16 protein-coding genes are annotated in these 13,593 nt (G+C 45.9%); 11 read left to right on the forward strand and 5 right to left on the reverse strand.

From position 1 onward, the window contains the following. Window positions 1–323: transposase (locus E5983_RS06320; protein WP_202056522.1), on the forward strand; the 323-nt coding region annotated here is incomplete at its 5' end. 545 nt (window positions 324–868) lie between these two features. On the opposite strand, the gene E5983_RS06325 is transcribed toward E5983_RS06320, so the two are convergent. Then, window positions 869–2,536 (reverse strand): formate--tetrahydrofolate ligase, encoded by a 1,668-nt coding sequence (locus tag E5983_RS06325; protein ID WP_160333038.1) that lies wholly within the window; start codon window positions 2,534–2,536, stop codon window positions 869–871. A gap of 69 nt (window positions 2,537–2,605) precedes the next feature. Between E5983_RS06325 and E5983_RS06330 the strand changes: the two genes are divergently transcribed. Genes E5983_RS06330 through E5983_RS06345 form a run of 4 tightly spaced genes read left to right on the forward strand, consistent with a single transcriptional unit; the run spans window position 2,606 to window position 6,158 of the window. After that, on the forward strand, window positions 2,606–3,292 hold the full coding sequence (locus E5983_RS06330) for a phosphopantothenate--cysteine ligase (protein ID WP_160333039.1): 687 nt from the start codon (window positions 2,606–2,608) through the stop codon (window positions 3,290–3,292). After that, window positions 3,293–3,838, forward strand: coding sequence for a phosphopantothenoylcysteine decarboxylase (gene coaC / locus E5983_RS06335; protein WP_160333040.1), 546 nt, complete (start codon window positions 3,293–3,295; stop codon window positions 3,836–3,838). It abuts the gene before it with no gap. Continuing rightward, window positions 3,831–4,388: an ECF transporter S component gene (locus E5983_RS06340; protein WP_160333041.1), complete on the forward strand. Its 558-nt coding sequence runs from the start codon at window positions 3,831–3,833 to the stop codon at window positions 4,386–4,388. Before coaC ends, E5983_RS06340 begins: the two co-directional genes overlap by 8 nt. A 51-nt stretch (window positions 4,389–4,439) precedes the next feature. After that, a complete protein-coding gene (locus E5983_RS06345; protein ID WP_160333042.1) occupies window positions 4,440–6,158 on the forward strand; it encodes a phospho-sugar mutase in 1,719 nt (572 codons plus the stop codon). A gap of 61 nt (window positions 6,159–6,219) precedes the next feature. Here the strand turns inward: E5983_RS06345 and pta are convergent, their stop codons facing one another. From pta to E5983_RS06365, 4 genes are all read right to left on the reverse strand, one after another. After that, the gene (gene pta, locus E5983_RS06350; protein ID WP_160333043.1) at window positions 6,220–7,194 is read right to left on the reverse strand and encodes a phosphate acetyltransferase; all 975 of its coding nucleotides are present in this window, start codon (window positions 7,192–7,194) and stop codon (window positions 6,220–6,222) included. A 171-nt stretch (window positions 7,195–7,365) separates the two neighbouring features. Further along, on the reverse strand, window positions 7,366–8,256 hold the full coding sequence (locus E5983_RS06355; protein WP_160333044.1) for an RluA family pseudouridine synthase: 891 nt from the start codon (window positions 8,254–8,256) through the stop codon (window positions 7,366–7,368). Beyond that, window positions 8,253–9,077 (reverse strand): NAD kinase, encoded by an 825-nt coding sequence (locus E5983_RS06360; RefSeq protein ID WP_160333051.1) that lies wholly within the window; start codon window positions 9,075–9,077, stop codon window positions 8,253–8,255. The genes E5983_RS06355 and E5983_RS06360 overlap by 4 nt, the downstream gene beginning before the upstream one ends. After that, window positions 9,061–9,732 carry a GTP pyrophosphokinase gene (locus tag E5983_RS06365; protein WP_160333045.1) on the reverse strand — a complete coding sequence of 224 codons (672 nt, stop codon included), beginning with the start codon at window positions 9,730–9,732 and terminating at the stop codon, window positions 9,061–9,063. The genes E5983_RS06360 and E5983_RS06365 overlap by 17 nt, the downstream gene beginning before the upstream one ends. 111 nt (window positions 9,733–9,843) lie before the next feature. On the opposite strand from E5983_RS06365, the gene E5983_RS06370 reads away from it, so the two are divergent. The 6 genes from E5983_RS06370 to E5983_RS06395 all read left to right on the forward strand — a co-directional run. Continuing rightward, window positions 9,844–10,404 carry a CYTH domain-containing protein gene (locus E5983_RS06370; RefSeq protein WP_160333046.1) on the forward strand — a complete coding sequence of 187 codons (561 nt, stop codon included), beginning with the start codon at window positions 9,844–9,846 and terminating at the stop codon, window positions 10,402–10,404. A gap of 68 nt (window positions 10,405–10,472) precedes the next feature. Next, on the forward strand, window positions 10,473–11,450 hold the full coding sequence (locus E5983_RS06375) for a ribose-phosphate diphosphokinase (protein WP_160333047.1): 978 nt from the start codon (window positions 10,473–10,475) through the stop codon (window positions 11,448–11,450). Further along, entirely contained in the window at window positions 11,447–12,559 is a 1,113-nt protein-coding gene (locus tag E5983_RS06380; protein WP_160333048.1) for a cysteine desulfurase family protein, read from the forward strand. Before E5983_RS06375 ends, E5983_RS06380 begins: the two co-directional genes overlap by 4 nt. A gap of 2 nt (window positions 12,560–12,561) precedes the next feature. Continuing rightward, window positions 12,562–12,909 carry a DUF1831 domain-containing protein gene (locus E5983_RS06385; protein ID WP_160333049.1) on the forward strand — a complete coding sequence of 116 codons (348 nt, stop codon included), beginning with the start codon at window positions 12,562–12,564 and terminating at the stop codon, window positions 12,907–12,909. A gap of 87 nt (window positions 12,910–12,996) precedes the next feature. Further along, window positions 12,997–13,212, forward strand: coding sequence for a DUF4649 family protein (locus tag E5983_RS06390; protein WP_160333050.1), 216 nt, complete (start codon window positions 12,997–12,999; stop codon window positions 13,210–13,212). A 247-nt stretch (window positions 13,213–13,459) separates the two neighbouring features. Beyond that, the coding region (locus E5983_RS06395; protein ID WP_160332216.1) for an IS630 transposase-related protein at window positions 13,460–13,593 on the forward strand (134 nt) is incomplete at its 3' end.

The following is a 13,593-nucleotide window of genomic DNA, read 5'->3' on the forward strand; positions in this document are numbered from 1 at the left end:
GTGATAAGACAGATAGTTCAACTTTAATCAAGAATGAAGTTCGCATGATGATTTCTTGCTTGGCCTACAATATTTCATTATTTATGAGGCATCTAGCTGGTGGCTCTGTGAAGAATTTGACCATGAAACGTTTCCGGAAACTGTTTATCAATATAGCTGGAAAGTGTGTAAAAAGTGCTAGAAGACAGATTCTAAAGCTGTCTAGCTTATATTCTCTGAAAGATGAGTTTCGAGCTCTTTTTGAACGGATTTCTAGATTGAATTTCTCCCTACCCATTCTCTATAAAGCAAGAGATACGGGACCACCTTTGTTAGGACTTTAAAATATCAAATAGTATACATTTTTAAAAATCGAGAGTCGCACCAAGGGCGGAGTCTGTCCTTTTTAGGGTCATAAGGCATTGAATCCATTTTTATCCTTAGAACAGATTGAACGACAAGAAAAATCATCAGAAATTGCCATTGTTTTTTAGCAATTTCTGATGATTTTTTAGCTATTTACACGGAGTTGTTTGAGGTATGAATAATTTGGGTTCAAGTATGTTATTAGACATCAAATATCTCTCCATAGTATGAAAAAAAGGCCACCTAGTTATACATCTCTGTACCTTCGATGACTTCTAATCTAATTAAATTATAGTACTATAGTATCTACTAAGTCAAGAATTTCCCTACCTCTTCACGACAAATATCATTCGAAAGTGATAATGTCTTAAGTAAATCGAAGCAGATAATGTCCCATAGGGGATATATGAAAAAAGCCACCGAGTTATACATTTCTGTATCTTCGGTGACTTCTAATCTGTTTTCAGTTTACCAAAACAGATTCAACGGAGTAAGTATTACTCTAGCTTCTCTTCATGCGTTTCTAGAACAGCCCAAAAACTTGCCCATCGGCATCCAAGCCCATGTGGAGGGCTGCCGGGTCCTTAGGGAGGCCGGGCATAGTGAGGACATTGCCAGCAAGGGCGACAATAAAGCCGGCTCCGTTGCGCAACTGAAACTCGCGGATGGTGATGCGGAAGTTCTGAGGGCGGCCGCCTAAGCTTGGATTGTCTGATAAGGAATAGGGCGTTTTAGCCATACAAATAGGGAGTTGGTCCCAGCCTTGGTTTTGGAAGTGCTTGAGTTGTTTGGCTGCTTTGGGAGCCAAGTCAACGCCCTGGGCACCGTAGGCTTTTTGAGCTAACGTTTCCAGTTTTGTCAGGAACTGATCCTCAACCTGGTAATAAGGGGTAAAGTCCTTTTCTTCTACCAAGTAAGGGAGGAGGGTCTTGACCAATTCTTGGCCTCCTTGAGGCCCTTTTTCCCAAACTTCTGTCAGGGCAACCGGAATAGCGGCAGCTTGGCAGAGCTCTTGCAGGAGCGTTAGTTCAGCAGGGCTATCGCCTGCGAAGCGGTTGAGGGCCACGATGACAGGACGACCAGTTGTGGCTAAACTGTTAACATGGTGGGAGAGATTGGCAAAACCAGCTTCCAAGGCTCCTAAATCTTCTTGAGCTAGATCCGCTTTGGATATGCCGCCGTGCATTTTGAGGGCTCGGATGGTGGCAACAAGGACAATGGCGTCTGGGGCTTTGCGGAGATGGGGCACCTTGATATCGAGGAACTTCTCCGCCCCTAGATCAGCCCCGAAACCGGCTTCGGTGACGGTAATATCGGCCAAGGATAGGGCAGTCTCTGTCGCCAGGACCGAATTACAGCCATGCGCGATATTGGCGAAGGGGCCGCCGTGGACGAGGGCTGGGGTTCCGTAAATGGTTTGGACCAAATTGGGTTTGAGAGCGTCCTTGAGCAAGAGGGTGAGGGCCCCTTGAACCTCCAGGTCCTTCACAAAGAGGGGCTGGTCTGCTCGGTTATAACCGATTAAAATATTGGCCAAGCGTTCTTGCAGGTCTTGAAGATCACGCGCCAGGCAAAGAATCGCCATCATTTCACTGGCCACCGTGATGTCAAAGCCATCTTCCCGAGGTTGTCCATTGATAGGTCCGCCTAACCCAATGACAATCTGCCGCAGACTCCGATCATTGATATCTAAAACCCGTTTCCAGGCGATACGACTGGGATCCAAGTCCAAGGCATTGCCCTGGTGAATGTGGTTGTCAATCAAGGCCGATAGGGTATTGTGGGCACTGGTCAAGGCATGCATATCACCCGTAAAATGGAGATTGATGTCCTCCATGGGCAGTACCTGCGCATAGCCACCACCAGCAGCCCCGCCTTTCAAGCCCATCACCGGACCTAGAGAGGGCTCTCTGAGGGCAATCATTGTCTGGTGACCTGCAGCATTCAGACTGTCTGCAAGGCCAATTGTCACCGTTGATTTGCCCTCTCCTGCAGGGGTCGGATTGATAGCCGTCACCAAGATCAGCTTGCCCGCTTCTTTTTGCTTCAATTCCATCAAGGTTGGATAGGAAATTTTCCCCTTATAGGGACCATATTGTTCAATCGCATCCGCACTTAAGCCTAAAGCTACAGCGATTTCGACGATGGGTTTTAAGGAACTTTCTTGTGCAATTTGAATATCTGTTTTCATAGCCAGTCCTCCTCTTTCCCTCTCATTATAACAAAAGCCAAATCCCTGAAAAAGGTGTATAATTGGCTTATGAAAATTTTAATCACAGCAGGTGGAACCTCCGAACCTATTGATCAGGTTCGGGCCATTACCAACCAATCAACCGGGCGTTTGGGAAGCACCATCGCCCAAGCTTGTTTGGAAGCTGGTTTTGAAGTGACTCTGATTACAACCGAACAGGCGGTCAAGCCTCCAGCCCATCCCCAGCTCCAGCAAGTCTTGATCAAAACAACCCGAGATCTGGAGCTAGCCCTCCAAAGCCAGGTGCCCCAGCACCAGGTTCTGATTCACAGCATGGCCGTATCCGATTATCGCCCCGTACAGATGGTTCCTTTGGAAAAAGTTCAAGAGGCCAATGATCTGCAAGCCTTTCTAGAGCCAGCTCAAAAAGGCGGCAAACTGTCCTCTGCGGCCGACCATCAAGTGATGTTCCTGGAGAAAACACCAAAGTTGATTCAACAGGTCAAGGACTGGAATCCCCAGCTCCGTTTGATTGGCTTTAAACTACTGGTCTCTGTCAGTCCTGAAGAGCTACTAGCGGTGGCACGTGCTTCACTGACAAAAAATCGGGCCGACCTAATTGTTGCCAATGATCTCACACAAATTGACCAAAATCACCACCAGGCCTATCTTGTTGAGTCCGATCGGGTACAAGAAGCCCAGACCAAATCCGAAATCGCCCAAAAACTGGTCGATTTTATCAGAAAGGAGTCTTAGATGGCCACCATCACCCTCGCCGTCACCGGCAGTATTTCCGCCTATAAAGCAGCTGATCTGGTCAGTCAATTGCGAAAATATGGCCACCAGGTTCATGTCTTGATGACCGAATCAGCCCAAGCCTTTATCACCCCCTTGACCCTGCAGGTGCTCTCGCAAAACCGGGTTCATCTGGACACTATGGAAGAGCCGGATCCCAGCAAGGTCAACCATATCCAATTGGCCAAGGACAGCGATCTCTTTCTCCTAGCCCCCGCTTCTGCCAATACTCTGGCTAAATTGGCCAATGGGATGGCGGATAATATTGTGACCGCCACAGCCTTGGCCCTACCGGCAACAACGCCCAAATTACTGGCTCCAGCCATGAATACCAATATGTATCTCAATCCAGCCAGCCAGAACAATCTCGCTCGCTTGCAAGAGCTGGGCTACCAAATGATTGAACCCCGGGCCTCGCTACTAGCCTGTGGCGATTATGGAATTGGAGCCCTAGCTGAGATACCGACTATTTTAGAAGCTGTAAAGGAGGTTCTTGATCTTGCGTAAATCCAATACAACTGCAGTGCTGGCTATTTTCCTAGCGGCCATGCTGGTTATCCAGTGGTTGAGTGGTTTTATTTTTAACCTACTCCCCTTTGTGATTCGACCAACCCTGATTCATATTCCGGTCATCATCGGCTCCATTCGTTATGGTCCCAAAACCGGTATGTTACTGGGCTTCTTTATGGGGCTTATCTCCATGGTCACCAATACAATTTTCCTGCAACCAACCAGCTATCTCTTCAGTCCCTTTGCGCCTAATGGGAGTCTGCTTTCGCTGGTGATTGCCTTTCTCCCACGGATCCTGATTGGGCTCTTTCCTTATTTTATTTTCCGCTTACTGCCCAATCGCTTTGGCCTCGGTTTAGCCGGTGTTGTGGGTTCCTTAACCAATACCTTCTTTGTGCTTTCAGGAATTTTCCTTTTGTTTCCAGCTATCTACCAAGGGAACCTGCAAAATTTTCTGGCCGCCATTCTCACAACCAATTCTTTTGCGGAAATGGCCCTAGCCGGATTTATTACAGCAGCTGCTTTTCCGATTTTGAAAAAAAGTTAAAATAGTGCTATAATGTAAGCGATTGCGAATATAATAAAAGGAGATTATCATATGACCTATTTGGAATCTTATCAAAACTGGCTTGAGCAAGAAAATCTACCAGCTTACTTACGCCAAGAGTTGGAGGCTATGGATGACAGTCAGAAGGAAGATGCTTTCTACACCAACCTCGAATTCGGGACAGCTGGGATGCGCGGGATTATCGGTGCGGGTACCAACCGTATCAATATCTTTGTGGTTCGTCAGGCAACTGAGGGACTGGCTCGTCTGATTGAAAGCAAGGGTGAGGAATTCAAGGCGCGTGGTGTTGCCATTGCCTACGATAGTCGTCACTTCTCTCCTGAATTTGCAATGGAATCTGCGGCTGTCTTGGCTCAACATGGCATCAAATCCTATGTCTTCGAAAGCCTGCGGCCAACTCCAGAGCTATCCTTTGCGGTCCGTCACCTCAATGCCTTCGCTGGAATTATGATCACAGCTTCCCACAACCCTGCGCCATTTAACGGTTACAAGGTTTATGGAGAAGATGGGGGCCAAATGCCACCGGCAGATGCAGATGCTCTAACCAACTTTATCCGCGAAATTGCTGATCCATTCAGCATCCAAGTTGCTGATGCCGAAGCAGCACAAGCCAATAATCTCATTGAGATTATTGGAGAAGCTGTAGATGCAGAATACCTCAAGGAAGTCCAAAGCGTAACCATTAATCCTGACCTGATTGAAGAATATGGAAAAGACATGAAAATTGTCTACACACCACTTCATGGAACCGGTGAAATGTTGGCCCGCCGTGCCCTTGCCCAAGCAGGCTTTGATTCGGTTCAACTGGTTGAAAGCCAGCTAACAGCTGACCCAGACTTCTCAACTGTCAAATCACCAAACCCTGAAAGCCAAGCAGCCTTTGCTCTTGCAGAAGAACTAGGCCGTGAAGTTGGTGCAGATGTCTTGATCGCGACAGACCCCGATGCCGACCGTCTCGGTGTTGAAGTCTTGCAGGCAGATGGCTCTTATAAGAACCTATCTGGAAACCAAATCGGGGCTATCATCGCCAAATACATCCTGGAAGCCCACAAATCAGCTGGCACCCTTCCAAGCAATGCAGCCTTGGCTAAATCCATTGTTTCAACCGACCTGGTAACCAAGATTGCTGAAAGCTACGGCGCAACCATGTTCAACGTCTTGACTGGTTTCAAATTCATTGCTGAAAAAATCCAAGAATTTGAAGATACCGGTAGCCACACCTACCTCTTCGGTTTTGAAGAAAGCTTCGGTTACCTTATCAAACCATTCGTCCGCGACAAAGATGCCATCCAAGCTGTATTGATTGTAGCTGAAATCGCTGCCTACTTCCGTTCTCGTGGCCTAACCCTAGCCGATGGAATCGAAGAAATCTACAAAGAGTACGGTTACTATGCTGAAAAGACTCTCTCTGTAACTCTCTCTGGTGTCGATGGAGCCGCTAAAATCAAAGCCATCATGGGCAAATTCCGTGATCAAGCACCAGCTAGCTTCAACCAAAGCCCTGTAGTCCTTACAGAAGACTTCAAGGAGTTAACAGCTACCGACGCCCAAGGCCAAGTAACAACCCTTACAACACCACCAAGCGACGTGCTCAAATACACACTGGAAGACGGCTCCTGGATTGCAGTCCGTCCTTCCGGTACCGAACCAAAAATTAAATTCTACCTCGCCGTTGTTGGAGATTCCAACCAAGAAGCCGAAGCTAAAATTGCAGCCATCGAAGCTGAAATTAACGCTTTTGTAGAATAATAGCCGAAAAACCTAGCCGAGTAATATGCTCGACTAGGTTTTTTAGGTTTGTTTATAAGACTTAATCATACAACGCTTGACTGGCAGTAATCAAAGTTAGTTTATAGACATCCTTGATACTCGCGCCACGGGAGAGGTCGTTAACAGGGTGGTTGAGGCCTTGTAAGATTGGGCCGACGGCGCTGAAGCCACCGAGACGTTCCACCATCTTATAACAGATATTTCCCGATTCAATGCTTGGAAAGACAAACACGGTTGCTTGGCCTGCCACAGGACTGTTCGGGGCTTTAAGCTTGGCTGTTTCCGGATCGTAGGCTGCATCGAATTGCAATTCTCCGTCAATCACTAAGTCAGGAGCCAATTCTTGCGCCAGCTTGGTTGCGGAAACCACTGTGTCCACTTTAGGGCCGGAACCACTTCCCTTGGTAGAATAACTCAACATGGCAATTTTAGGATCAATCCCAAAGGCCTTGGCTGTTGCGGCAGAGTTAATGGCAATTTCTGCTAAGATGTCTGCTTCTGGTTCAATGTTAATGGCACAGTCTGCAAAAAGGTAGCGTTCTTCTCCACGGACCATGAGGAAGGAACCGGAGGTTCGCTTAATTCCTGGTTTAGTTTTAATAATCTGAAGGGCTGGACGTACAGTATCTGCAGTTGAATGAATGGCTCCAGAAACCATTCCGTGGGCATAGCCTGTGTGAACCAACATGACACCAAAATAGTTCACATCCTCTACGAGGAGTGCACGGGCTTCCTCTTCGTTGATTTTGCCCTTACGCCGCTCAACCAGGCTTTCGACCATCGCATCCAGTTGGTCATATTCCTTGGGATTAATAACCTCGAAACCTTCTGTAATCCCTTCAATCTCGAGATAGAGACGGATTCTTTCTGGACTCCCTAAAAGCACTGGAATAATGTCTGTATCTGTTACAATCCGTTTGGTTGCCTGCAAAATACGAGGTTCTTCTCCTTCCGGTAAAACAATTTTAACGGTTTTTCCTTGAAGGGACTGGCGAATGCTGTCAAAAATTTTCATAATAACCTCCTTATACTCATTTAATTTCAAAATCTGACCTTGTCAAGCCTCCTTGATCGCTTCTATGGGTAATAGTCAACAGGTCTTTCAGACCTGTTGAACTACCTTCATCTGCTTCCTAGTCATCTTTTTGTCTTATTCGAGTATTTTGATCTCAATTTGAATTAGGTGCTAAGGTTGAGACAGGTCTCCGAGAACCTGTTGGAAATCAGTTGGAAGAGGGGCTTGTAGAAACAGCTCTTCCTCTGAAAAGGGATTGTAAAAACGTAAGGAGTGGCAATGAAGGGCTTGGCGCTCAATGCCATCGTCCAAACTACCGCCATACAGATCATCTCCCAAGAGCGGATAGCCTAGATGGGAAAAATGAACCCGGATTTGATGGGTGCGACCTGTGTGGAGTTGGATATCGACTAAATAAGTGGGGGCTTGATCAATCAACACCTGATAGGAGGTGCGGGCGTACTTCCCATCCGGAGCGACACGTCTGGTGATAATACTCTCTGGATTCCGAGCAATGGGGGCGATGATTTCTCCTTGCTGGGGCAGGGGCTGGTCGCCCTTAACCAGGGCCAGGTATTTTTTCTCGATCGAGCGTGACTGGAGTTGTTTGTCCAAGCGGGCATGGGCGTAACCATGCTTGGCAAAAAGCATGAGGCCTGAGGTATCACGGTCAAGTCGCGTCACAATATGAACTTGCTGGTTTTCATAGTCTTGTTCCTGGTAATAGCCCTTGACAAAATTAGCCATGGTATTGGAATGGTTGACGCTGGGGATACTAGCCACGCCTGCTGGCTTGTTGAGGACTAGAAAATGTGTGTCTTCATAAACAATATCCAGGTCCCGGGAGATGGCTTCTAACTTTTCGAAAGGGGGTTCAGCCGGGATATCAATGATTAACTCATCACCAATATCCAGTAGATAAGTCGCAAATTGTGGTTTCCCATTCACCAAAATTTGCCCACCCTTATACTTGATTTTTGCCAAAAGCCCTCTCGAAATATCATGACGCTTGACAAAGGTCTTCACTTTGACGTGCTCATCAACAATAAATTGGAATCTCATTCGTCCTCCACCTCGCCGATGAAAGAATCGCGCACGCGCTCCCAAAAACTGGTGTGCTTCGAGGAAGCCATAAATGGAATCTTGCGATGGTAAATCTGGCACTCAAAACGGCTCACTTGCTCCACTTGATAGACATGATTGTCCACCAAAAGCGTATGGGTACTGTCTGACAAGGGCAGGATTTCAATCTTATCCTTCCGAGGCACGATGACAGACGAGCCAAGAGTCCGATAGACCCGATTGTTGAGACTGGCTACCTCTGTCACCTGCAGGGCCTCAATCGTCGGATGGAGGACACTGCCCCCCAATGACTTGTTATAGGCCGTGCTCCCAGTCGGTGTTGAAATACAGATTCCATCCCCCCTGAAGCGCTCAAAAGGCACCTGGTTCAAATGCAGATCTGCCACCATGGTTCGATCCGTCCGTCGAACCGTAGCTTCATTTAATGCCAAATATTCCTTGACATCCCCAGACTGGTAGTGAATTTTTATTTGGAGCAAAGGATAAGAAATTTGTGCCCCTTGATCCAAGAGTAAATTCTGGACTAAAAGGTCTAGTTCAAAATCCCGATAGTCCGTATAAAAACCCAAATGTCCGGTATGGACCCCGATAAATCGTACCTTGTCTAGCTGATCCTTGTAACGGTGAAAAGCCGACAACAACATCCCATCGCCACCGATGGAAATAACAATATCCGGATTTTTCCTACTTAATTCAAACTGCTTGTAGGGACGAAGCATACGGCTGAGTTTCTGGAAGACTTCCTGACTGCGTGGCCTTTGATTGGCTATCAAGGCAATCCGTTTAACGGTATTCTTCATCGGTGTCATCACTATTACCTACTCCGTCATATAATTTGCGATGGACGGGATCAAACAAAGCTTGAGCATCTTGGATATCGTCCCGAATTTGCCCCATTTCTTCATCCAGTTGGTAAGCCATTCGGGCTGCTCTCTCCAAACGATTTTTAATCTCCTCTGGAAAATTCCCCTTGTATTTATAATTGAGAGAATGTTCAATGGTTGCCCAGAAATTCATGGCCAAGGTCCGGATTTGAATCTCTGCCAAAATAGTTCGCGAACCATGAATGGTATCAACTGGATACTCAATCACCACATGATAGGAGCGATACCCACTCGACTTGCGGTGATTGATATAGTCCCTTTCTTGGACAATCCGCATATCCTTGCGGCGTCGCAAGACCTCTAAAATTTCATACACATCATCTACAAATTGAACCATAATCCGCAAGCCAGCAATATCTTGCATATCCTGTTCCAAACGCTCCATCGAAATCGCGCGAATCACCATTTTTTCTTGAATACTCTCAATCGGTTTGACCCGACCGGTCACAAATTCAATGGGGGAATGAAGGTTTTGCTTGCGGTACTGCTTACGAATACCTCGTAGCTTAATTTTTAGTTCACCCACGGCCTGGATGTATGGATCTAATAGATCTTCCCAATTTGGCTCCATTTCTGCCCCTTTCCTTGTACTTCCTGTCCTTTTTGTATAAAATAGACACAATCTTATTTTAACACATTCTTGAAAACCTTTCCATGAATAGGATGAAAGAGAGACCTAAAAATGCAACACTTGGAAATTGAATTCAAAAACTTACTGAAAAAAACGGAATATGACCGACTACGAGTCCTCTATCCAGATGTGACCCCCATCCACCAGACCAACTACTATATTGACAGTCCCCAATGGACCTTAAAAGAGCAAGGCATGGCCTTACGCGTTCGCACCTTTGAAACAGGAGCTGAATTGACCCTTAAGATTCCCCAGGCTATTGGCAATATGGAGTACAGCCAAGAATTAACCAGTCTGGTCTGGCCCCTCTTCCCAGACCAAGTCCAACTGCCAGAAGGAACTATCCTAGATCTACTTCGCGAGGAGGGGATTGCCCTTGAAAAATTGCGGGTGCTCGGCAGTCTCCATACAGAACGCCTCGAAATCCAAGTTCCCATTGGACTCTTGGCCATTGATAAAAGTTCCTACTTTGATCAAATTGACTACGAATTAGAACTGGAAGTCACCAATCCTACTCAAGGCTATAAGGACTTCCAGCAGTTTCTACGGGAACATGGCATTGATGAAAGAAAGGCCCCAACCAAGGTTGCGCGTTTTGCAGCAAAACTATAGAGGACTGTATCTTTTTAAGTAAAATTTGATAAAATAGAAACAAATACAAAAAGGAGTTCAACCCATCCATGATTGCGACACAAACCGACAAAAAGCAAATGAAGATTTTTTCCTTAAATTCAAATCCAGAGATTGCCGAACGCATTTCACAAGAAACAGGTATTCCACTCGGAAAACTCTCTTCACGTCAATTCTCAGATGGTGAAATCCAGATCAATATTGAAGAAAGTGTTCGTGGTTTTGACATCTACATTATTCAGGCAACCAGCTTTCCCGTTAACAACCATTTGATGGAGCTTCTCATCATGGTTGATGCCTGCAAACGGGCCAGCGCCAACTCAATCAACGTGGTAATGCCCTACTTTGGTTATGCGCGCCAAGACCGCACAGCTGCCCCACGCGAACCAATCACAGCCAAGTTGGTAGCCAATATGCTGGTCAAAGCTGGTGTTACACGCCTGCTCACCCTTGATCTCCATGCGGTTCAAGTCCAAGGTTTTTTCAACATCCCAGTCGACAACCTCTTTACAATCCCTCTCTTTGCCCAACACTATTATGATAAAGGCTTATGCCAACAAGACGTGGTTGTTGTGAGTCCAAAGAACTCCGGTGTCAAACGGGCCCGTCAACTGGCAGAGCTATTGGATTTGCCAATTGCCATCATTGACTATGCTCAAGATGATGCTGATCGTGAGGAAGGTTATGTGATTGGAGATGTAGCTGGCAAACGGGTTATTATGATTGATGACATCCTTAATACCGGAAAAACCTTCTCTGAAGCTGCCAAAATCCTAACGGATGAAGGAGCGACTGAAATTTATGCAGCTGCCAGTCACGGCCTCTTTGCCGGTCAAGCAACTGAACTCTTGAATCAAGCCAATATTAAAGAAATTGTCGTAACCGATTCTGTTGCTACCAAACAGGCAATTCCAGATAATACTCTCCGCCTATCTGCCAGCAAATTGATTGGGGAAGCTATTGTACGTATTCAAGAACGCAAACCAGTCAGCCCACTCTTTGATTTTCATAAAGAAGAAAGAAAATGATTTATTTAGATAACGCTGCAACTACCAAAATCAGTTCAAAAGCCATGGCTGCAATGATGGAGATCATGCAGGACCATTATGGCAACCCATCCAGTATCCATGGTCTCGGTAGGGATGCTCGCAAGTATTTACGCCAGGCGCGTGAGTCCATCGCCAAGCAATTAGAGGTTTCAACAGATCAGATTATTTTTACCTCTGGGGGAACAGAGGCCAACAACTTGGCCCTTTTCTCCTACATCTTGGAGCATCAAGACCAGGGTAAACACCTGATAACAAGCGCAATTGAGCACCATTCGGTCCTAGAAGTTTTTCACCGTTTGGAACAAGAGTATGCTTTTGAGGTGACCTACTTAGAACCACGAGACGGACAACTGGCCATTGACGATTTCCAGGCTGCCCTACGAGACGATACGGTTTTGGTTTCCATGATGGCAGCCAATAACGAAACCGGTACTCTACTTCCCATTGCCCAAATTGGAAAAATTCTACAAGAACATCCTGCCGCCTTTCATGTGGATGCAGTTCAATGGATGGGCAAACGACCTTTTTATCCCAAGGAGCTAGGAGTCGACTTTGCGACAGCCTCGGCCCACAAGTTCCATGGCCCTAAAGGAGTTGGTTTCCTCTACACCAGCCAGCCTAAGCTAAAAAGTTTGATGCTGGGCGGTACGCAGGAAAATAAGCACCGCGCGGGTACTGAGAATCTGCCAGCTATTGTCGGGATGGCTACCGCGCTTGAGGAAAGTCTGGAGAACTGGGAAGACAAAGAAGAGCATATCCGCAACCTCAGACAAACACTAGTAGCTTCGTTACCAGAATCTGTAACCGTCAATGAAGCCACCAACCAGCTTCCTCATGTCCTCAGTTTAGTGGTCCCTCAGGTCAGCAAAGATAGCTTATTGCTACAGTTGGATTTGGCCGGTATCGCCGTCTCTGGTGGTTCTGCTTGTACGGCTGGAACCTTGGAGCCAAGCCATGTCATCGCCGCTTGTTATCCCAACCAGCCTGAACGGAATAACCACTCCATTCGGATTAGTTTCTCGGATGATACCAGCTTAGATGATGTGACTACCTTTACTCAAACACTTAAAAATATAATCGGAGGATAAGTATGGCTTTTTCAACCAGTGTCCATCTCCCCAACTCACCTTACCGTTACCACATTGATCCAGGCATTCGAAAATACACGCTGCGTGATACCACTTTTAGTCAGAACAAGACTGGAAATTATGAATTGCAACGCTTACTAGAGGAAGTCCCTAACAGTGGTCAAGGCTTTCTCGTCAAAATTGCTGTCAAAGAGGATTTATCTGCCTTTCGTCTCACAATTACTGATGCGACAGGGTTACATAAAGTAGATATTTTCCAAGATAAAATTAGTCCCATCTACCGCGAAAAATTTTTCTTCCTCATGGATAGCCTGGTAGATCGAAAAGTTTTCTCCAAAGAAGAGGTTTGATATTCAAAGAACACGAGCATATTCGATTACTCTTGTAACCAAATGTGTTACAATCTTGTCAAGAAGAAAAAAGGAGGCCAAACGCCTATGTATGAACTTCATTACACAGATTCCTATAAGATTGATCGCAGTCTGACCTTTGAACAATACAGTGATCTTACACGTCAGTTCCTAGGTTGCTTAGCTATTCCAGACTATTTGAAAGTTACTTCCTTTACCTTCAATGGGGAAGAGCTTGGCTTTCAAGGGACACTAGGAGATGTTTACAATTTCATCAGTAGCGATAGCTTCCCTAAAACATAATATCCCTAAAGAGGCTGGGCCAAAAGTCTAGCCTCTTTAACTTTGGTTAATAAAATGCCTTTGACGCAGTAGCTGATTGGATCTAACAGCATTGTATGCTGTTAGAGAGTACCAAATATTGTTTGCGAAGCAAACTCCAATCGTTCGCTTTTCAAGCTAGGAAGAGGACCTAATCAGCTTTGCGGGAGTGGGACAGAACTATAGTAGAATGAAACAAAAACCGCACATTTTGTGCTATACTATTTTTATGGCATATTCAGTAGATTTTCGTGAAAAAGTTCTTTCATATTGTGAGAATATTGGCAGTATTTCTGAAGCAGCAACTGTTTTCCAAATTTCTCGTAATACCATTTATCAATGGATTAAATTAAAAGAGAAAAC

Origin of the sequence: Streptococcus danieliae, assembly GCF_009767945.1 — a bacterium.
In the GTDB taxonomy this organism is placed as follows: Bacteria; Bacillota; Bacilli; order Lactobacillales; family Streptococcaceae; genus Streptococcus; species Streptococcus danieliae.